Origin of the sequence: Pseudomonas sp. I2 (assembly GCF_040984075.1) — a bacterium.
Classification (GTDB): domain Bacteria; phylum Pseudomonadota; class Gammaproteobacteria; order Pseudomonadales; family Pseudomonadaceae; genus Aquipseudomonas; species Aquipseudomonas guariconensis_B.
The window spans coordinates 39,843-58,695 of the sequence record NZ_JBCGFQ010000029.1 but is presented as its reverse complement, the minus strand read 5'-3'; the positions used below and the strand labels follow the sequence as shown (position 1 = coordinate 58,695).

Below are 18,853 nucleotides of genomic sequence, written 5' to 3'. Positions count from 1 at the left end.
TTGGCACCTTGTCTCTGAACATGCTGTTCCTAGTATGGCGCAGGCTGAGAAAACACGTCTCCCACCGTCTTAACGGCGAGGCCGAGCCGGTCGAGTACGTTCATTTCTGGATGGCCTCCTGCGTTATGCCACCCAACGCCTTCGACATGTTTTCCGCGACGGGGCCGCAGTTGTCGGCGCCGTGGCGCGACGCGAGATACTTCGGATCGTTGTAGGCCAGCCAGACTTGCCCGGCCGCGTCCTGCCAGGCCAGCGCCTTCAGGGGTAGGTCGATACCGGCAGTCTGCGCGCATTCCATCAAGGGGGTGCCGCCCTGGGGATTGCCGAACACCAGAAGTTCGGTCGGCCGCAAATCCTTGCCGACCTTCTTGGCACCCTGCGCGTGATCGAGGCGCAAGAAGACGTTGATGCCCCGAGACTTGGCGGCAGTCTCGAAGCGGTCGATGGTCTCCTTGACGCTGTAAGGGCTTTGTACCGCGATCAGCCCATCGGCGGCTCCCGCCGCCGAAGCAAAACAACATGCCATCACGAGGGATGTGGCGCGCAATGCAAGCATGCAGAACTCCTTGTCAGGCCGAAGCCTGTTGGCGCTTCAAGAGTCCGCGAATCCAATGGTCGAGCGATAGTTGTCCCGGCCCGATGGCGATCAAGGCAATCGCCATCGTCGCCCAAGGCAGATGAAAGTTCGCCCACCCGTCCGGCACGATGAGTTGGATCACCGCCGTCATGCCGAGCAAGCCCAGGGCACTCAAGCGCGTACCAAGTCCGAAAATCAGCAGGATCGGAAAGATGATCTCGGCCGATCCACTGGCGAAGGCGAGCACGTCAGGCGCAGGCAGGTCATAGACCTTCCCCAGGATGTGCAGCTTGAATTCCTCTTCAAACAGAAAGCTCGCCGTCGGCGCCAGCGACAGGAAGCCGTCCCATTTGGTGAGGCCCGACTTGAAGAAGGGCAAGGCCAGTGCTACGCGAAGGAACAGCGGCGCCGCCATGCCGGCGATCTTTGTTAGCCAGTGCAATGCGCAGTTCGCCGCGCCAAGTATTCCGGGCCAACCCTTCGGCACTTGGAAGTTACTCATGATCGTTCTCCCTGGCTTCCAACTCGAAGCCGACAAAAGCGCCCATCTGGATCAATTCCCGCAAGTTCTCCGACAGGTCGAAACCGCCGTCGGTGGCGAGGGCTGTTTCCATCGCCTGCGATAGCGTCAGGCCCTGGCCGAGCGCGACCACGAAGTCATGACTCGCGGGGAGCACCTGGCGCACATCCACCTCGGCGTCGGGGCGCAGCGCCATCGTGTCCTGCGCTTCGGAGAGATCAACGGGTGCCGGCGTGCCATCGGGGGCGTTCATCCGCCAGATCGTGAAGGCTGGGAATGGCGAGCGCACCAGGCGCACGGAAGGGTGAAGCCGAAACCGCAGCATGGGTGCTTGGTCTGGCGATACGCTGGCGAGCGCGCTGGGTGCCAACGGCTCTGCTTCGCGCTCGTGGTAAGCCTCGGTCGCGGCGCGCTCGATGCGGGCCACGTCGGCGAGATAAGGCAAGGATTCCGCCGGGGGAAAGGACGCGATGAAGTCCGGGAACTCGGCTCCATAGTGCAGCAGCACCGGCGAGCCGGGCGGCATGGCGGCCGCGAAGACGCGAGCCATCGCCGCGAAGTATTCGTCGCCCACCAGCTTGACGACGCAGGGAAAGCCCGCGCGCAGCGCGTCCGTCAGGCCAACGAACACATTGTTCCGATAGACGGCAAAGCGCCGTGCGCTCGGCTCGCTGTCGGGGCCGACCAGCCCCTCGGGCACCGCGCGTTCCGGGTCGAGCAGCGCCGAGGCAAATTCCTCCAGGCGTTCAGCCAAGCGTGCCATGACGTCGCTCCTGTACGTTGGACATGCCCATCAGCACATCGGCCATCACGGCTTCCGCTTGCAGTTCGGGCCATGCGGGAATGTTGGAATCCCACTCGATCAGCGTAGGGACTGACCCGATGCGTTGGATGACCTGCCTAAAGAGGTTCCACACCCGCTCATCCACTCTTTGGTCGTGTGAGTCGATCAACAAGGGGCGTCCCTTCTCGTCCGTCTGGCGGGAGTGGCCGGCCAGGTGGACTTGCTGCACATGGTCAAGGGGGAAGTCGTTGATATAGGTGCGCGCGTCCCATTGCTGATTCGTGCTCGCCACATGGACGTTGTTCACATCCAGCAGCAGACCGCATCCGGTTCTGCGGGCGATCTCACGGATGAAATCCGTCTCGCGCCAGGTGCTCTCCTTGAACCAGATATAGGTCGCGGGGTTCTCCAGCAGCATTTGCCGGCTCAGGGCCGTTTGCACCTCGTCAATGTGCTGGCAGATGCGGTTCAGCGTCTCGTCGGTGTAGGGCACCGGCAACAGATCATCGAGGTAGCTGGTGCCGTGCGAAGACCATGCAAGGTGCTCCGACACCAGGCCGGGTTCGTACCGCTCGACCAGCGCCTTTAGGCGTTGCAAATGCGCCTGGTCGAGCGGTCTGTCGGCCCCGATGGACAGGCCCACGCCGTGCAACGACAGGGGATAGTGTTCGCGGATGGCGGTCAGGTAGCGATGGGGCGGACCACCGGCGCCCATGTAGTTTTCCGCATGGACTTCAAAGAAGCCCATATCCGGCCACGATTCGATGATCGTGTGGTAGTGATCGGGCTTGAGGCTGACACCCGCTCGCGCAGGGATTTCCCGCTCGGCGGCGTGCCCGGTTTGGTGAATGCCCATGTTGGTCCTCGTTATCGCAAGCTGATGGGCGGGGCGACAGGCCACCGCCCACCAAGGTGAACGCTGGCGTCAGGACTTGGCGGTGAGGCTGCCGTGACCGTTGGGCGTCGAGATCGTGGTGCAGGTGCCCTTGGCGACCAGCTTCCAGGCGTTGCCCTGGTAGTCGGTGGTGCTGGTGCCCGCGCAACTCGTGCCGGCGCCAGCGAAGCAGTCGTTCTGCCCCTTGAGGGCGACGCCGTAGCACTTGTCGAACTTGCCGGTCTTCATCATCTCCATGCTCTTGGCTTGGTTCTCCTGCATCTTCTTCTGCATGTCGGCCTGGCTCATGCCCTGAGAAAAAGCGGGAGCAGCGAAGGCGGCGACAAACGCCGTAGCAACAGCGGCGGACAACATACGGTTTGACATTGCAATCTCCTGAAAGGAAAGAAGCAGCCGGGTGAGCTGCGGGTAATAGGCCAGCAACTGCCAGCCTTATTTACTAGGAGGTGCCCGTCACGCAAAACGGTTCGCGGGCAGCGAAAAAAAGTTCTCGATCGCTGGTCGCCCCATCGCTTGGCAAGCGAGCGCGAGATTCGCCGTCAAGCGCAGGCGAAGGCTGGTTGTGGTTAGATAGCCCGAGGAAGGCGATCAGTACCAATTCGATAAGGCATACCGCCATGCCAGTGGAATCGCACGCAGAGGGCAACGCATGTCGCATGTGCTCTGGGCTTCTGCGGCTTATCAATGCGGACTCTTCCCACGCGGGAGTAGCCTAAAACCCTTTACTTCATCGGGGCGCGGTGACCGGAGGATGGCTCTGAACCAAGCATGTATTCGCGCACCAGTTCACGAGCGCGGTGCAGACGACTCTTGACCGCCCCAGGTTGCTCACCCAACTTGGCGGCGATCTCGGCAATGGTCAACTCCTCGAAGTCGCGCAGAAGTACCACTTCGAGGTAGTGGGCAGGCAACGACTCCAGAGCATGGGCAAGGTCGATTCTCAATTCATCGTCGGGGCGATGAAGCAGCAGCTCCTCTGCTACTTCATCAGGCAGTGGCTCGTGCTTGAACATCATTCGCGCGAGCTTGCGGCATTCGTGCTTGATGATCGTGAACAGCCACGATGAAAAGGCCGCCGCCGCTTTTAGCCCGCTGACCTTGCGAGAAATGATGAGTAGCGATTCTTGAACGGCATCATCAACGTCGCTCGCATGGCAGTGCTTGTACGCATAGCGGCGCGCATCAGCTTGGCACACCGCCAGCAAACGGGAAAGGGCGGCCGCGTCTCCAGTCTGTGCCGCCATGATTAAATTGTTTCGGTCGTTAAAAGAGGCACGCATGCTGATCTCCTGTTCCGGCTCAATGATCAGTTAATCAGTGAGCCTTTATTCCGCCCGTCGTTATGCCGCTCCCATTTTTGGGCTTGCGGCTTCGATTCCTGATCTTCTGATATACACCCGTCGCAAGCAAAGCGGGAGCTGCTATCACGCAAACCGGGCAGACAAACCTGCTAAAACGCTGGTGGCTGTCACATAGCCGCCCAGCCCGACATACAGCGTACTGTTATCCGGCGCCATCTCGCTTTCGGTTGTGACCTCCGTTTCCTTCATCATGTTCGTATCCTCACTGCGGTAGCTGCTGCTCATCAAGGCGTAACAGCCCTGGTAGCACTCGAATTGGCTTGCAGGCGACCATAGGTGTAACCCAGCACCGCACCCCAAATGAGGTGCATCATCAGGGTCATCACCGGCGCCATCATGCCGAGCTTCATCCCGAACAGACCCGCGCCGACCATCGGCATCGGCAGGATCATCATCAGCAGCCAAGCCAGCACGGAGAGGGATATGCCTTTGAGAAACGCATTTCCACCGGGGAGAAGGCCATACAGCAGCTTGAACAGAATGCCCCACAGGACGGTACCGATCATGAAGTGCGCCACCCATCCGACCATCGGGGAGGCCGGCATACCCATGTTTGCGTGTGCCATGTCCGTGAGCATGGCGACGGGATTCAACTCGGGCATCAATCCCATTGCCACCTTCATCAGCAACAGCAGCGACAGCACCACAGTGGCGGCAAACCCAGCGACCATCGAACGAATGTAACAAGACATGGTTTCAAGCTCCTCAAGGCTGGGGATCGCTGATCCCGGAATTGATGGAGGCCCTACGGCGCCCCACTTGTCCTATAGAGGCGCCGAACTGGGAAAACGATTCGGTCGATTCGCTAAATTGTTGGGCCGAGAGTCGTCTTCTCCATCTGCGGCCATCTTCCCGCCGCTCATCGCTGCAGCGTGTCACGCCGTCCAGCGACGCGATGATCGGCAAGCTGGCCTGGCGCAGATTACTCAAGGCACCTTCATGGATTTCGCGGCGGATTTCCATGCTCACGACTAGGAAGAAGATAGTCATCAGGCCGTCGTTGATCACGAAGTGCAGCGACTGGGAGACAGTGAGGCTGCCGATGCCAAGTGACACCGGCAGATGCCAGAGCGCGTGATAGCCGGGGGCAATCGGAGAATTGGCCCAGATCAGCGCCACGCCAGCGGCTATCAACAGCACGATGCTTGGCGGCTTCGATATGCAGGAAGCGTTCGAGGGTGGCGAAGGCGCGTTCGGCCAGAAGCTAGGCACGCGGTAGATCCTGCCGCGTGGTATGGCGATTCATGGTCGTGATAACTCCGCGTGGCGGCCCGACCGATGTATAAACCTGTCAGCCGCGAGATGTAACAAAATGATGATCAGAAGGCCGTGGCCAGTAAATTCGATTCGTCGGATGTGGATTTGTGCCGGTGTGCGACACCTATGCGCCCAGCCACTGCTCAATCATGTTGCGTGGTGGCACGCCGCCGGCATGCACGACTTTCCCATTGATCACAACGCCTGGCGTGCTCATCACGCCGTAAGACATGATCTCACGTAGGTCCTCAACCTTGCTTACTTCGGCTTGCAGGCCTTTGTCTTGGGTAACCTGAATGATCAGTGCGATGGTGGCCTTGCAATTGGCACAGCCTGTGCCGAGCACTTTGATATCCATGATTTTCTCCTTTGATAAAAACTGGCGTTTTGATTGAGTATTGAAATTCACAATAAATATAAGTAGCTACATCGCATTGAGTAGCCACCCAACCAGGGTGAAGACCACCCATAGATAGAGAATAAAGGTCGCTTGCAGTTTGATGGTCATGATCTGACGCAGCATCATGAATTCAGGAATGCTGGCAGCCACAGAACTCATGCAGAAAGCCAGTGTGGTGCCGATAGGCAGGCCTTTCAGAAGCAGGCTCTCCATGATCGGGATAATGCCAGTGACGTTGGAATATAAGGGTATGCCCACCAATACCGCTGAAGGCACAGTCCACCATTGGCCGGTGCCTAGGGAAACTCTGATTTTGCTCTGCGGTCGAACCTTCAACCCATCAGGAACGACACTGTGACCCGACCCAAACAGATGACGCTTGCCACGGAATCGGACGCCGGCTTCGAACGCCATCGCAAGGCGACTCGCCGTGATGTGTTTCTGGCCGAAATGGACAAGGTGGTGCCGTGGGATCGGTTGTGCGCGGTGGTGGAACCGCACTATCCGAAGACGCCCGAACGCGGCGGTCGTCAACCGATTGGGTTGGAACGGATGCTGCGGATTCACCTGCTGCAGCAGTGGTACGCACTGTCGGATCCGGCGGCCGAAGAGGCGCTGTACGACTCGCAAGCCATGCGCCGATTTGTCGGCATCGACCTGGGGCGCGAAGGCGCACCCGACGAGACCACCATTTGCAAGTTTCGGCACCTGCTGGAAAAGCATCAGCTGGCACAGCCGCTGTTTGACGTGATCACGACGTACCTGGGCGAACACGGAATGAAGCTCTCCGAAGGCACGATCGTGGACGCGACGATCATTCATGCGGCACCGTCGACGAAGAACAAGGATCACAAGCGCGACCCGGACATGCACCAAACCCGCAAGGGCAACCAGTGGTACTTCGGCATGAAGGCGCACATCGGCGTCGATGAACGAACCGGATTGGTGCACACCGTAACCACCACGGCAGCCAACGTCGGCGATGTCACCGAAATCGCCAACTTGCTGCACGGCAGGGAAAAAGCGGTCTACGGTGACTCCGGCTATCGCGGTGCCGCCAAGCGCGTGAAACCCAAACGCGGCCGACATTTCTACATCGCCGAGCAGCGCAGCAAGGTCAAAGCCATCGCCGATGCCAAGTTGCGAGAGATCACCGAGCGCATCGAGCATCTGAAAGCATCGATACGTGCCGCGGTCGAACACCCCTTTCGGGTAGTCAAGCGACAGTTCGGTCACACCAAGGCTCGTTACCGCGGCTTGGCCAAGAATCATGGGCAAATGGTCACGCTGTTTGCCTTGGCCAACCTGTGGATGGCCAGAAAGCAACTGCTTGCCGCAGGATAGGTGTGCCTGCAGCACGCGAAAAGGCGTGCTGCAGGCACAAATCAAGGCATAAATGGCCGTTTGGATGGCCATTTGAGACTCATTCTATTTGAAGCTGGGTTCAAATACATGATTTCCGTGAATCTCGGCTTTTGATCAGACCTTCCCTAGGTTGTCAGCAAACCAGTTGTCAGGCACAAAACCATGCAATGCGGCACCGATACCGACGCCAATGACGACCCACTTCCAGACTTTCTTGAAAATGGAGATCATTTCCGCATAAGCAAAATCATGCCGTTGTCGTACCGAGAGTTTTTCAGCCTTGCCCATGCCGTTGGTGTGCTGCATGGCATTCGGCGATTTTCCCATAGCATCGATCACAAATGGTTGCAACCAGCGCTCCGCTTTTAGACTGTCCATCAAGAACCCGCCCAGGATGCCTGCCCCCATGCCAACTGCCAGATAAATGAGCGTGAATTTCCAGCCAAGCAACCCCCACAGCAACACAACCGCAATTTCGTTAATGAGCGGGGAGGTGATCAAAAACGACATGGTAATGCCAATGGGGATGCGAGCCGTGGTGAACCCCAAAAACAGCGGGATGCTGGAGCAGGAACAAAAAGGCGTTGCTGCGCCGAATGATGCCCCTAAAAGATAGCCAAGTCCGCGCCGCTTACCGACGAGATAATCTCGCACCCGCTCTGTATTCATGGAAGCGCGAAGCCAGGCGATGACGTAAATCAGCATCGTCAAAAGCAAAAGAATCTTCACTGTGTCATAAATGAAGAACTCCAGCGAAGCGCCTGCGTGCGAATCAGCAGAAACCCCAAGCAAATCAAATGCGATCCAGTTTGAGGCAGGGAGGATGTAGGAATAAGCCGCCCACCAAAGTGCTGCCAGAGCCGCGATGCTGAAAAAATACCTGCGATTCCACGATTTTGAATCAGGGCTTGGGGCTGCTGCAACAGGTCTTGGCTGGCTGCAGCAGCCCCCTTGGGCGTTAGGCGGGACAGTCATGTTCTTGCTCTCTCTATGTTTATCTGGCCATGCCGCACGATGCGACACGCTCATTGAGGAGACGAACAAGAACGCAAAAGGATTCAGCTCAGCGTGCGTGGCACATGACAGCAAACCCGCCCTGTCTCATCAAAGCCCACTTGGCAGCGCTCAACAAGACTGTCACGCAGTCGCTTTCTGGCCCTGAGGATGCGAGACTTGGCGGCAGCCAGTGTGAGTCTGTAGTCTTGAGCGTATGAACGCACAGTTTTTCCCTGAAGATCGCAGCTCTGGATGATGGAACGATCTTCTGCCGCCAGTTCCGACAAGATGCGCTCAATGCAAATATCTAATTCATCGATGGGCGCGCGCTCGCTTCCCAGCTCGGCCTCCAGATGTTCGGGCAGCTCTTCAAACGGTTTGTTTAAGCTTACCGAATCAATCAATGCGTTGCGCGCCACCTCGAACAACCAGGCACGCGGATTGGTCAGCTCACAAAAGCGCAGCCCCTGACGCATCGACTTCAGGAAGACCTCCTGCAGTAGGTCTTCCGCCATATCCCGGTCGTCCGCACGGTGAATCAGAAAAGCACGCAGCTCTTTTTCGTGTGCTCGCCATGCACGCGAGACACAATCAAAACCTGTGTTATTGAGAGACAGGGTTGGTGTGATTTTTCTCGTACTCATGATGCTTTGACATTACTCTTTGCCAGAAATGAACACCGCTCCCAGGCGCGTTGCCTTGTAGTTTGTCTTTTGCGGCGCCTTGAGCTGTACTCATGAGTCTCTGAGACGAATCAGATCGCAGCCTGTTTAACTCGAATGCTCAATGCCTCGGCACATTCCCTGCGTTCACTGTAGCGATCCACCAGGTACGGCGCCGCGTCGCGCGTGAGCAGCGTGAACTTCATCAGTTCTTCCATCACGTCCACGATGCGGTCGTAGTAGGCCGAAGGCTTCATGCGACCAGCGTCGTCGAACTCCTGATACGCCTTGGCGACCGAGGACTGATTGGGGATAGTCAGCATGCGCATCCAGCGGCCCAGCACGCGCATCTGGTTGACCGCGTTGAACGACTGTGAGCCGCCCGATACCTGCATCACCGCCAGCGTCTTGCCCTGGGTCGGGCGCACCGCGCCGACCGACAGCGGAATCCAGTCGATCTGGGTTTTCATGAGACCGGTCATCGCGCCGTGGCGCTCGGGCGAGCACCAAACCATCGCTTCGGCCCATTGCGTCAGCGCATGCAACTCCTGCACCTTCGGGTGATCGCTAGGCGCATCGTCCACCAGCGGCAGGCCAGATGGATTGAACATGCGTGTCTCGCCACCGAGCGCACGCAGGATGCGTGCGGCCTCTTCGGTGGCGAAACGGCTGTACGAGCGCTCCCGCAGCGAGCCATAGAGCAGAAGAAAGCGCGGCGCGTGGCCTGCACGTTCGGGCGCCAGCAATCGCGCCGCGTCCGGTGGCTGAAATAGCGCTGCGTCGATATTGGGGAGGTCAAGGCGCGCTTCAGACACGGCGACCTTCCGCATTGATGACTGGCTCGCCGTCTTCCTTGTTGAATGCGCCGCGCTGCGGCTGCGGCAGAATGTCCAGCACGGTTTCCGAAGGGCGGCACAGCTTCGTGCCCAGCGGTGTGACCACGATGGGCCGGTTCATCAGGATGGGATGTTGCCCGATGAAATCGAGCAACTGGTCATCCGTCCATTTCGGATCGGCCAGGCCCAACTCTGCATAGGGCGTGCCTTTTTCGCGCAGCACGTCGCGCACGCTCAAGCCGGCATCGGCCAGCAGCTTGACCAGCGTTGCGTGTGAAGGCGGCGTCTTGAGGTATTCGATGACCGTCGGCTCTTCGCCACTGTTGCGGATCAGGCCCAGCGTGTTGCGCGATGTGCCGCAGGCGGGGTTGTGATAGATGGTAATTTGGCTCATACCCTTGCTTCGATTCAGAGATTCGTGGGGTTGGTGGAATACATGCTGGCTCCAGTGAACCGCCACCGGCGGCCCAGCCGCAAGGCAACATGCACTAACAGGATGAGCACCGGCACCTCTACCAGCGGCCCGATCACAGTGGTGAAGGCGACGGGTGAGGCCAGGCCGAATGCTGCGATGGCCACGGCAATGGCCAGCTCGAAGTTGTTGCCCGCGGCGGTGAAAGCGATGGCGGTGGTGCGCGGATAGTCGGCCTGGATCAGCCGGCCCATGAAGAAGCTGATGAGAAACTGGATCACGAAGTAGAGCGTCAGCGGCACGGCGATCTTCAGCGCGTCCAGCGGCAAGCGCACCACGTCGGCGCCCTTGAGGCTGAACATCGCCACGATGGTGAACAGCAGCGCCACCAGGGTGATGGGGCTGATCCGGGGCAGGAAGGTGTGCTCGTACCAGTCCTGTCCCTTGCGCCGGATCAGTGTGCGCCGGGTCAGGAAGCCGGCCAGGAACGGGATGCCCAGGTAGATCAGCACCGCTTCGGTGATCGTCCAGAAGCCCACGTCGATGACACTGCCTTGTAAGCCGAATACAGGCGGTAGCACCGACAGGAAGAACCAGGCGTAGGTCGAGAAGAACAGGATCTGGAAAATCGAGTTGAAGGCGACCAACCCCGCGACGTACTGGTTGTCGCCACGCGCTAACTGGTTCCACACCAGCACCATAGCGATGCAGCGTGCCAGCCCGATCAGGATCAGGCCGGTCATGTATTCCGGCTGGTCACGCAGGAAGATCACCGCCAGCACGAACATCAGCACCGGCCCGATGATCCAGTTCTGCACCAGAGACAGCAGGAGCACGCGCCTGTCGGCGAAGACTTCATGCAGCGTCTCGTAGCGCACCTTGGCCAGCGGCGGGTACATCATCAGGATCAGACCGATGGCGATAGGGACGTTGGTCGTACCGACCGAGAGTGCATTGAGCGCATCGGGCAAACCGTCGAACAGCGTGCCCAGGGCAACGCCCAGTGCCATTGCAGCGAAAATCCAGACGGTGAGGTAGCGATCCAGGAAGGACAGGCGAGCGGGAGGATTCGGCAGCGAATGTCCGCTTTGAGAATTACCTTGATTCATGACATTTTCCAGTTTGCCAAAGCCCGTAGGCGCTCTACCCCTACCGGCTCCTCGGTCAGAAGAGGCACTACGGCATAGCGTTGAGCGTGCCGCGTGGCCACAGCGTCGATTTCCCGCAATTCGTTGCGTGCGCGCTGGCGCAGCAGCGGAGAATGCGGGTGCGCGGCCGCAACGCTGTTGTTGACGACCCAGGCCCACGGTTCTATGCCCGCGCGGCGCAGGTCGTCTTGCAGATTGGCCGCTTCCAGCACGGGTGTGGTTTCGGCCAGGGTGACGATGAGTACCTTGGTCTGCTTCGGGTCTTGCAACTGCATCATCGGCGTCGTGAAGTGAACGTCCGTCTCGCCCATCTGCCGGACGATGTCGCGGTGGTAGGCGCCGGTGGCATCCAGCAGCAACAAGGTATGGCCGGTCGGGGCCGTATCCATGACCACGAACTTCCGTCCCCCTTCGCGGATGGCGCGGGAGAACGCCTGGAACACCGCGATCTCCTCGGTGCACGGTGAACGCAGATCTTCTTCCAGCAGCGCCCGGCCTTCCGCATCGAGCGCTGCGCCCTTGGTGTCCATCACATGCTGGCGGTAGCGCGCAGTGGCCTCCTGGGGGTCGATGCGGCTGAGTGCCAGGCTGGGCAGCGAACCTTCCAGCGTATCGGCCAGATGCGCAGCCGGGTCAGAGGTGGTCAGCTGCACGGGCAGCCCCCGGCCCGCCAATTCCACCGCGATGGCGGCGGCCAGCGTGGTCTTGCCCACGCCGCCTTTGCCCATCACCATGATCAGTCCGTGCCCATCAGCGGCGATCTCATCGACCAGCGCAGACAAGTCCGGCGCATTGATCTGCTCGGGCAGTTCGATGGCATCGGCACTATGCGTAGCGTCGGTATCAACCAGCAGGTGGCGCAGGGCTTCGAGGCCGACGAGGTTGAACGGCTTGAGCGCGATCTGATCCCGAGGCAACGCCTGGAGTGCCGACGGAATGGCGGCCAGCGTAGCCCGCTCTCTTTCATGGATGGCAGCGGCAAGCGTATCGTTCTTGGCCTCGCTGGCAGGGAATACGCCGTTGATGACCAGATGTTGCTGCGACAGGCCAATTGCGGCCAGTTCTTCATGGGTGCGTGCCGCCTCGCGCAGCGTGGTGCGCTGCGCGCGAGCAACCAGCACCAGACGGGTGCGTAAGGGGTTGGCCAACGCTTCTACTGCTGCCTTGTATTGGCTGCGCTGCTTTTCCAGTCCCGCCAGCGGCCCCAGGCACGACGCATCGCCTTTGCCTGCTTCCAGAAAGCCGCTCCATGCGCCCGGCAGTTGCAGCAGGCGGATGGTGTGCCCGGTAGGAGCCGTGTCGAAGATGACATGTTCGTAGTCCTGCGTTAACGCCGTATCGGTCAGCAAGGCCGTGAACTCGTCGAAGGCGGCAATTTCCGTGGTGCAGGCACCCGACAGGGATTCTTCGATGCCATCCACGACCGTATCGGGCAACACGCCTCGCACCGGGCCGACAATGCGGTCACGGTACGCTTGTGCGGCCGCCTGCGGGTCGATTTCCAGTGCCCACAGGTTCGGCACGGCGGCAATCGCCGTGATGCGGTTGCCGATGCGCTCACCGAAAACCTGCCCCACGTTGGACGCTGGGTCGGTGCTGACGAGCAGCACGCGCTTGCCCTGGGCTGCCAGTTGCACGGCCGCTGCACAGGCGATGGAGGTCTTGCCGACGCCCCCCTTGCCGGTAAAGAAAAGAAAACGGGGTGGCTGGGTCAGAAAGTGCATGGAATCTCCTTGTTCAGCAGCAGCGGCCACCAGAGCAACAAGTGTCTTTTGCTGAAGAGGCTTCGAGCGACTCGATGCCAGCCCAGCGGGTCAATTCGCTTCGGCTGGGGTAGCGGCCGGCCAAGGCCACCTCTCCATCAACCAGAATCAAGGGCAGCGACTCTTGGCCTGAGCGTTCCAAAAAGCCCTTCACGGTTGGGTTTTCGGCGAAAGCAAGGGGTTGTTGAGCTAGGGAAGGTCTGAACAACTTGCTTTGACAGCTGGATTTCAGCATCGGAGCGCTCGGAACGCTTCATCTCGACTGCTTTGTGTGCCATTCAAGGCGAGAAATGACGCCAATTCCCTTACTACAGGCGGATTGATCCCGTCGATGACAGCAAATGCCGTCGCGCCATCCACACGTTCGACAGGGCGAACAGCGTCAACACCTGTGCCGTGTTCTTCGCCAAGCCGCGGTAGCGCACCTTGACGTAGCCAAACTGCCGCTTGATCACCCGGAACGGGTGCTCGACCTTGGCGCGCACACTCGCCTTGTAATGTTCCCAGCGCTTTGCATAGTGACGCTCGCGCTTGTTCTTGATCGTGCGCAGCTTCGACGGCTTTTCCGCGATCAGGAAGCCGGCGTTCACGCCCTGCAACTCGTCGCGCTTGTCCGCGCCGGTGTAGCCGCTATCGCCGTAGATCGTGTCTTCCTTGCCGTGCAGCAGCTTGTGCACCTGCGTCACGTCGGCTTCGTTGGCCGCCGTGCACGCAACGTGGTGCACCAGCCCTGACGCTTCATCGACGCCGATGTGCGCCTTCATCCCGAAGTGCCATTGGTTGCCCTTCTTCGTCTGGTGCATCGCAGGATCTCGCTGGCCATCCTTGTTCTTCGTCGAACTTGGTGCCGCGATGATCGTGGCATCGACGATCGTGCCGCTGCGCAAGCTCAAGCCCTTGCGCGACAGGTGCGCGTTGACCTTCGCCAGCATCTTCGCAGCCAGGCCGCGCTGCTCCAGCAGCCGGCGAAAATTGAGGATTGTGGTCTCGTCGGGAACCGTATCAAGACCGCCCAACTGCGCGAACCGGCGCATCACTGCGGTGTCGTACAAGGCCTCTTCCATCGCCGGATCGCTGAGCGCATACCACTGCTGCAGGAAGTGGATCCTCAGCATCGTCGCCAGCGGGTATGGCTGCCGGCCCGGAAGCCCCAACTTGGGGTAGTGCGGCTCAATCAGCGCCAGCAACGCCGTCCACGGCACGACCTGATCCATCTCGGCCAGGAACACTTCCCGGCGCGTGCGCTTGCGTTGGCCCAGGTCCTCGGCGTCACCGAACGTCAGTTGCATCGATCATCGTCCCAATCGCGGTGCGCTATTGTCGCCAAGAACGGGGGAGTTGTTCAGACCTTCCCTAGGTTGAAGCGTTCGACCTGGGCGCCGTTTTGCTTGGCCCAATCCACATCGGCAGCGAAATTCACCAAGTTTTGATCTACTTCAACGCCACATACGGGCACCTCTAAAAACCGCCGTTTTCAGCAGCGTGCCGACTGAGGCAGACCGAGCATTTCAGTTCTGCCCATTTTTTAAGCAAATATGGCATGTTCCAGGGCGTTTTCCGCCCCATTTCTCACGCATTGATCCCCTGCAGGCGCACCTCGCTCTTTGATGGCCCGCCCTTGTAGAACGCATCCACCCCATCTTCGAGGAACCTGGCCAGGCGCTTGAGGTTGTAGCAGGCCGCCATCATGGTCATGGCCACCGCAGCGCGCACCTGGCCGATGGTGCGAATGAGCTTGCCGCCCATGTGGCGCATTTGGGCAAAGGGGTGCTCCACTCGGGCACGGATCCTGGCAATGCGCGTGTTGCGCTTCTTCTGGCATGCGCTCAGGGGCTTGCTCTTCTGGGCCTTGCGCTGGATATGCTCCCGCCAGCCCAGCACCTGGAGCATTTCGCTGCGCCGTGCGCTCGGGTAGCCCTTGTCGGCATAGACATCCCGGCTGGTGTTGTGCTCGTCGAGCACCTCATCGAAGTGCCTGCTGTCGTGCTCGCTGGCCGTGCCGGTGGCGATCTTGCGGATGAACTTGTGCTTGACGTCTACATTGATGCTCAGCTTGTAGCCGTGGTAACTCTTGCCGTGTTTCTTGGTATGGGTGGCGTCCAGGTCTTTTTGCCGGCGCTTGGCATCGCTCCAGTCCTCGGGGGTCTTGCCCTGGGCCAACTGCTCTTTCTCATCCTTGGTGAAGTGCTGGATGGGCGCGGGCACCAGGGTGGCGTCGATGATCTGCCCGCAGCGTGCAATGAACCCGTGGCCCAGCAACTGGCCATCGACCGCCTGGAACAAGGCCGTCACACCATCGGCGCCCAGGCGCTGCTGGTAATGCCAGACGGTATTGCGGTCGGGGATGGTGGCGCTGTCCTCCAGCAAGCAAAAGCGCTGGTAGCTCATGCGGTCGAGTAGTTGGTATTCCACCTGCTCGTCGCTCAGTTGGTTCAGGTACTTCAAGACCAGGATGCGCACCATGACGGATGTGGGGTACGGCGGGCGTCCGCCCTTGCGTCCGTCTCCCCGGGGCAGCAGGTCATCGATGACCTGCGTGAGGTGGTCAAAGTCAATGTGCCGGGCAATGAGCTGCAGCGGATCGCCCAGCGCTTCGATCTTGCGCTTGCGCGCGGCATCGGCAAACAGGTCGAACTTGACGGCGCTGCGGTCGGGAGGTGTGCTCATCGGAGGATTGTCTAACTGTTTGGGCGGTAGGTCAGGGTAGGACGGGGGTTTTTAGAGGTGCCCATACGCCGGTGCTGCAACACAGCGCCGGGTCGAAAATCTGGATGTTTGGCATGGGGTGTCCTTTCAAATCTGGTTGTTAACGAAGCAACGCTCTTTACTCTTGGCCGATGTTTCGCAACTCGCGTTGCAGCGACATCGCGTCCAGGCGTTGCAGTGGCAGCGACAGAAACAACTCGATGCGGCGGCGCAAGGTCAGCGCGGCATCCTTGAATGCCTTGAGTTGTTGTTCTTCGCTGCCTTCGATGGCTGCGGGATCGGGCACGCCCCAGTGCGCCGATACCGGCTTCCCTGGCCAAAACGGGCATGCCTCGCCGGCGGCGTTGTCGCAGACGGTGAAGATGAAGTCGAACACTGGTGCCCCTGGCGCCACGAATTCGTCCCAGCTTTTGCTGCGGTAGCCGGTCGTCGGCATATGCAGCCGCTCCAGCGTGGCAAGTGCCAGCGGATGCACTTCACCCTTGGGCTGGCTGCCGGCTGAGTAGGCTCGGAAGCGCCCCTTGCCCAACTCGTTGAGGATACCTTCGGCGAGGATGGAGCGTGCGGAGTTACCCGTGCAGATGAACAGTGCGTTGTATGTGGTGTCGGTCATGGCATCAGCAGTCACAGTGGGGGGGATTGGTGACTTCGCACACGTTGCCCTGGCAGCAGTGCTCGGTCAGATAGCTGAGTAGCCCGTTCATATGGGCGAAGTCGGCGCGGTAGATCAGGTTGCGGCCCTTTTGCTCGATCGTGACTAGACCCGCGTGGGCCAACTCTTTCAGGTGGAAGGACAAGGTGTTACGGGCGACGTCGAGCTGGTCGGCCAAGACGCTGGGGGTTTGCCCTTCGGGGCCGGCAACGACCAAGGCACGAAATACGCGCAGTCGTTGCGTGTGAGCCAGAGCACTCAGGGCAGAGACAGTTTGATCTTCGTTCATTGTTCGATAATACAACATTTATTGAATTGTTTGGCAAGAGTCAGTGCGAAACCGCATAGCGTCCCGGCGTGCCGCCGTCGGGTTCGCGGGCTACGGCCCCGCGCTTCGTGCCGAATTGCGGCCATCCGGCTTTGCCCCCTGACGCCTTCGGCCTTGGGGGCCTGCGCACCAGCAAGATCAGGATCGATCCGATATGGGTCAAAGAGGCGTGTCGGCGGGCGAATACATGGCTTACACGGCAGAATCTGCTCGCAAAAGCGAGAGATATGGATTATTTGGAGGACACTCGGCAAGCACATGGGCAGGTTCTATCAATAGATAGCCATGCAGCCGACGAGACTTGCGAGGTCCGGTTACTTCACAAGTCCAAATATTCAGGCCGTTGGGATGCTTGCGGTGGTATTGCAGCCGCTCGAAGCGCTTCTGTACCCATTGCCAATCCTGCTGGCTTTCCTGCTTCGCCAGCGTGCCAACTTGCGGGTGCTCCTGCGCGTAACGCTGGAAGACGCCGGGGCTGACCAGGTAGGCGGTGTCGCCCACGGTATGCACGAGCGCCTTGGCGTCGTTGATGATGAGCCGCCGCGAGGCGACGCCCTGTTGCAGCCATGCCATGAAGTGCTCGCCGGATGGCTGCGCGGCCGTGGACGCGGGCGCTGGAGGCAGTGGCTTCGCCACGGACGATGCAGGCATTTCGGGGACTGCGGCAGGCGCTTCGACCGAGACGGCTTCTGCATCCTGCCGGATGCCAGGCAAATCACCCATTCCCACCATCGCGAGCATGTCTTCCATGACATCGGGCACGGCCCGGGCAGCGGACGGGTGAACCGGGGCAGCGGCGCCGCCAGCGTCCGTCCACGGAGCGGACTGCTCCTCTTCGGCAGGAGGCGTTGCCGCGATTGCCGCCGATTGCACCGAGGCATCGGCATCTTTGTCGGCCGCTGTCGTATCGATCGCCACCGTCCCCGCGAACGGCGCTGGCCGTTCGCCGGGCTCCCAAATCAGCGCAGGTGCCAGCCGCAACAGGGTGAACGAGTGGGACCAGCCGGTCGAACTGGTCACGATTGCCCGCCAGATCGCCTTGCCGTCGGGCGTCGGCTGCAACATGCCGTGGTCTTGCAGTACGTTGAACACTGCGGTGTTGTTCGCGGGAATGCCATCGATGCCCTGGGACAGCAGGTGCGCGCGGAGCTTGTCGGAAACGGTTTTGCTCACCAGCCAGAGCGCGTCGTCGGTGAGCCAGCCATCGGAGGCCTCGGGCTGGTTCAGTTTCAGGTCCTCCTTGAGCAGGTAGCGCAGCCCGTTGACCAGCTTGCGTTGTAGTGTGTGCTTGGGCGCGGCCATCGCGCGCGCCGGATCACCGCCGAGTTCCTGGGCCACTGAGGCGCGGTCGGCCTGCACGATCAGTTCGCCCAGCACCCCGGCGTGCTCGTACTGCCCGGCCAGGACGTAAAGCAAGGATGCCCACAAGGACGGATAGCCACTGAGCCAGTCCAAGGCATCGCGGTCGAGCAACTGGCGGTAGAGCAAGCCTGTCGCGGCGCTGTGCAGGCGGTACTCGCGATCGTCGCGGTAGCGGAAGCGGTATGGCTGACGCAGCGAGCCATGCCACGGGTGCCAGGTACTGCCGTCGGCCAGCTCGATGTGCAGATCAACGGCGATCTTGCCGACGTCGTGGAGTAGCGCGGCGTAAGCGACGGCGGCGGTCCAGGCTTCGGACTGTGCGGCCTGATCTTCGGGATTGGCACCGATGGGTAGCAGATGGGACTGCCGCAGCTTCAGGCTGTAGGCGACGATTTCCAGACCATGGTCGAGCATGCCGCCGAGGTATGCGTGGTGGTGTGCTTCGGAGGCCGGGAAAGCCTGGACCAGCTCGGCGTAGCGCTCCAGTGGCGTGCGGTACAGGGTGGCGAACTGCCTGCGCGAGAGCGAGGTGCGCTGCCAGATGTGTTCCAGCAGCTTCTGCCGGCGCGGCGTGGCCAGCAGCGATGCGGCCGATTCCGGCCGCATCAACCCTTTCGGGAGGTCGGTGGCGGGGGCTGGCGACGGCGCGGCAGTGACCGGGGGCCGTTTTCGCTGGAACAGGGAGAGCATGTCGGTGTCCTGATGGCGGGCCGGGCGGGAGGCTTTTTTGCCTTTTCGAGGTAGGGCCTTTCCCCTTGCACCCCATTCCCTTGCCGTTTCGACCCTTTGGCCTTTAACCGTTTCGGTATAGCGGGGCCTGGACTGCGGC

23 protein-coding genes and 2 pseudogenes are annotated in these 18,853 nt (G+C 60.4%); 1 reads left to right on the top strand and 24 read right to left on the bottom strand.

What is annotated here, in order from left to right:
- Positions 1–100: 100 nt before the first annotated feature.
- The 11 genes and pseudogenes from WCE05_RS16230 to WCE05_RS16180 all read right to left on the bottom strand — a co-directional run bounded on the left by WCE05_RS16230 (position 101) and on the right by WCE05_RS16180 (position 6,208).
- A complete protein-coding gene (locus WCE05_RS16230; RefSeq protein ID WP_022580371.1) occupies positions 101–556 on the bottom strand; it encodes a DUF302 domain-containing protein in 456 nt (151 codons plus the stop codon).
- Positions 557–569: 13 nt separating this feature from the next.
- Positions 570–1,079 (bottom strand): DoxX family protein, encoded by a 510-nt coding sequence (locus WCE05_RS16225; protein ID WP_022580372.1) that lies wholly within the window; start codon positions 1,077–1,079, stop codon positions 570–572.
- The gene (locus WCE05_RS16220) at positions 1,072–1,860 is read right to left on the bottom strand and encodes a DUF2063 domain-containing protein (RefSeq protein ID WP_023912023.1); all 789 of its coding nucleotides are present in this window, start codon (positions 1,858–1,860) and stop codon (positions 1,072–1,074) included. The genes WCE05_RS16225 and WCE05_RS16220 overlap by 8 nt, the downstream gene beginning before the upstream one ends.
- On the bottom strand, positions 1,844–2,737 hold the full coding sequence (locus WCE05_RS16215) for a DUF692 family multinuclear iron-containing protein (RefSeq protein ID WP_022580375.1): 894 nt from the start codon (positions 2,735–2,737) through the stop codon (positions 1,844–1,846). The genes WCE05_RS16220 and WCE05_RS16215 overlap by 17 nt, the downstream gene beginning before the upstream one ends.
- Positions 2,738–2,806: 69 nt before the next feature.
- Positions 2,807–3,037 carry a DUF2282 domain-containing protein gene (locus WCE05_RS16210; protein ID WP_223865769.1) on the bottom strand — a complete coding sequence of 77 codons (231 nt, stop codon included), beginning with the start codon at positions 3,035–3,037 and terminating at the stop codon, positions 2,807–2,809.
- A 461-nt stretch (positions 3,038–3,498) separates the two neighbouring features.
- Positions 3,499–4,056, bottom strand: a complete 558-nt coding sequence (locus tag WCE05_RS16205; RefSeq protein WP_022580377.1) for an RNA polymerase sigma factor — start codon at positions 4,054–4,056, stop codon at positions 3,499–3,501.
- 144 nt (positions 4,057–4,200) lie between these two features.
- Entirely contained in the window at positions 4,201–4,329 is a 129-nt protein-coding gene (locus WCE05_RS16200; RefSeq protein WP_022580378.1) for a hypothetical protein, read from the bottom strand.
- 32 nt (positions 4,330–4,361) lie between these two features.
- Positions 4,362–4,829, bottom strand: a complete 468-nt coding sequence (locus WCE05_RS16195) for a DUF6789 family protein (protein WP_022580379.1) — start codon at positions 4,827–4,829, stop codon at positions 4,362–4,364.
- A gap of 184 nt (positions 4,830–5,013) precedes the next feature.
- Positions 5,014–5,338, bottom strand: a pseudogene (locus WCE05_RS16190) (Na+/H+ antiporter NhaA); the annotation flags it as partial.
- A gap of 180 nt (positions 5,339–5,518) precedes the next feature.
- Positions 5,519–5,752: a thioredoxin family protein gene (locus tag WCE05_RS16185; protein WP_022580381.1), complete on the bottom strand. Its 234-nt coding sequence runs from the start codon at positions 5,750–5,752 to the stop codon at positions 5,519–5,521.
- Between the two features lie 66 nt (positions 5,753–5,818).
- Positions 5,819–6,208: a permease gene (locus tag WCE05_RS16180; RefSeq protein ID WP_071557724.1), complete on the bottom strand. Its 390-nt coding sequence runs from the start codon at positions 6,206–6,208 to the stop codon at positions 5,819–5,821.
- Between WCE05_RS16180 and WCE05_RS16175 the strand changes: the two genes are divergently transcribed.
- A complete protein-coding gene (locus WCE05_RS16175) occupies positions 6,167–7,138 on the top strand; it encodes an IS5 family transposase (protein ID WP_022580383.1) in 972 nt (323 codons plus the stop codon). The two genes, WCE05_RS16180 and WCE05_RS16175, sit on opposite strands and share 42 nt — an antisense overlap.
- A 135-nt stretch (positions 7,139–7,273) precedes the next feature.
- Here WCE05_RS16175 and WCE05_RS16170 read toward each other — a convergent pair whose 3' ends face one another.
- The 13 genes and pseudogenes from WCE05_RS16170 to mobH form a co-directional block, all read right to left on the bottom strand.
- Positions 7,274–8,134, bottom strand: coding sequence for a permease (locus WCE05_RS16170; protein WP_023912026.1), 861 nt, complete (start codon positions 8,132–8,134; stop codon positions 7,274–7,276).
- An 83-nt stretch (positions 8,135–8,217) separates the two neighbouring features.
- The gene (locus tag WCE05_RS16165) at positions 8,218–8,799 is read right to left on the bottom strand and encodes a sigma-70 family RNA polymerase sigma factor (protein ID WP_023912027.1); all 582 of its coding nucleotides are present in this window, start codon (positions 8,797–8,799) and stop codon (positions 8,218–8,220) included.
- Between the two features lie 110 nt (positions 8,800–8,909).
- Positions 8,910–9,632 carry an arsenical resistance protein ArsH gene (arsH, locus tag WCE05_RS16160; RefSeq protein WP_031275831.1) on the bottom strand — a complete coding sequence of 241 codons (723 nt, stop codon included), beginning with the start codon at positions 9,630–9,632 and terminating at the stop codon, positions 8,910–8,912.
- Positions 9,625–10,047: an arsenate reductase (glutaredoxin) gene (arsC, locus tag WCE05_RS16155; RefSeq protein ID WP_022580387.1), complete on the bottom strand. Its 423-nt coding sequence runs from the start codon at positions 10,045–10,047 to the stop codon at positions 9,625–9,627. Before arsC ends, arsH begins: the two co-directional genes overlap by 8 nt.
- A gap of 14 nt (positions 10,048–10,061) precedes the next feature.
- The gene (arsB, locus tag WCE05_RS16150) at positions 10,062–11,174 is read right to left on the bottom strand and encodes an ACR3 family arsenite efflux transporter (protein WP_023912029.1); all 1,113 of its coding nucleotides are present in this window, start codon (positions 11,172–11,174) and stop codon (positions 10,062–10,064) included.
- Positions 11,171–12,937: an arsenical pump-driving ATPase gene (arsA, locus tag WCE05_RS16145; RefSeq protein ID WP_023912030.1), complete on the bottom strand. Its 1,767-nt coding sequence runs from the start codon at positions 12,935–12,937 to the stop codon at positions 11,171–11,173. Before arsA ends, arsB begins: the two co-directional genes overlap by 4 nt.
- A gap of 13 nt (positions 12,938–12,950) precedes the next feature.
- Positions 12,951–13,211, bottom strand: a complete 261-nt coding sequence (locus tag WCE05_RS16140) for an arsenic metallochaperone ArsD family protein (protein ID WP_155712836.1) — start codon at positions 13,209–13,211, stop codon at positions 12,951–12,953.
- A 73-nt stretch (positions 13,212–13,284) separates the two neighbouring features.
- Positions 13,285–14,265 carry an IS5 family transposase gene (locus tag WCE05_RS16135; protein WP_155712835.1) on the bottom strand — a complete coding sequence of 327 codons (981 nt, stop codon included), beginning with the start codon at positions 14,263–14,265 and terminating at the stop codon, positions 13,285–13,287.
- Between the two features lie 59 nt (positions 14,266–14,324).
- Positions 14,325–14,432: pseudogene (locus WCE05_RS16130) on the bottom strand (arsenic metallochaperone ArsD family protein); the annotation flags it as partial.
- Between the two features lie 113 nt (positions 14,433–14,545).
- A complete protein-coding gene (locus WCE05_RS16125) occupies positions 14,546–15,643 on the bottom strand; it encodes an IS5-like element ISPa100 family transposase (RefSeq protein ID WP_022580390.1) in 1,098 nt (365 codons plus the stop codon).
- Between the two features lie 157 nt (positions 15,644–15,800).
- Positions 15,801–16,295 carry an arsenate reductase ArsC gene (locus WCE05_RS16120; RefSeq protein WP_022580391.1) on the bottom strand — a complete coding sequence of 165 codons (495 nt, stop codon included), beginning with the start codon at positions 16,293–16,295 and terminating at the stop codon, positions 15,801–15,803.
- Positions 16,296–16,299: 4 nt separating this feature from the next.
- Complete coding sequence (locus WCE05_RS16115) at positions 16,300–16,623, bottom strand: helix-turn-helix transcriptional regulator (RefSeq protein ID WP_023912031.1); 324 nt, start codon at positions 16,621–16,623, stop codon at positions 16,300–16,302.
- 231 nt (positions 16,624–16,854) lie between these two features.
- A complete protein-coding gene (gene mobH / locus WCE05_RS16110) occupies positions 16,855–18,714 on the bottom strand; it encodes a MobH family relaxase (protein WP_023912032.1) in 1,860 nt (619 codons plus the stop codon).
- Between the last annotated feature and the right edge of the window lie 139 nt (positions 18,715–18,853).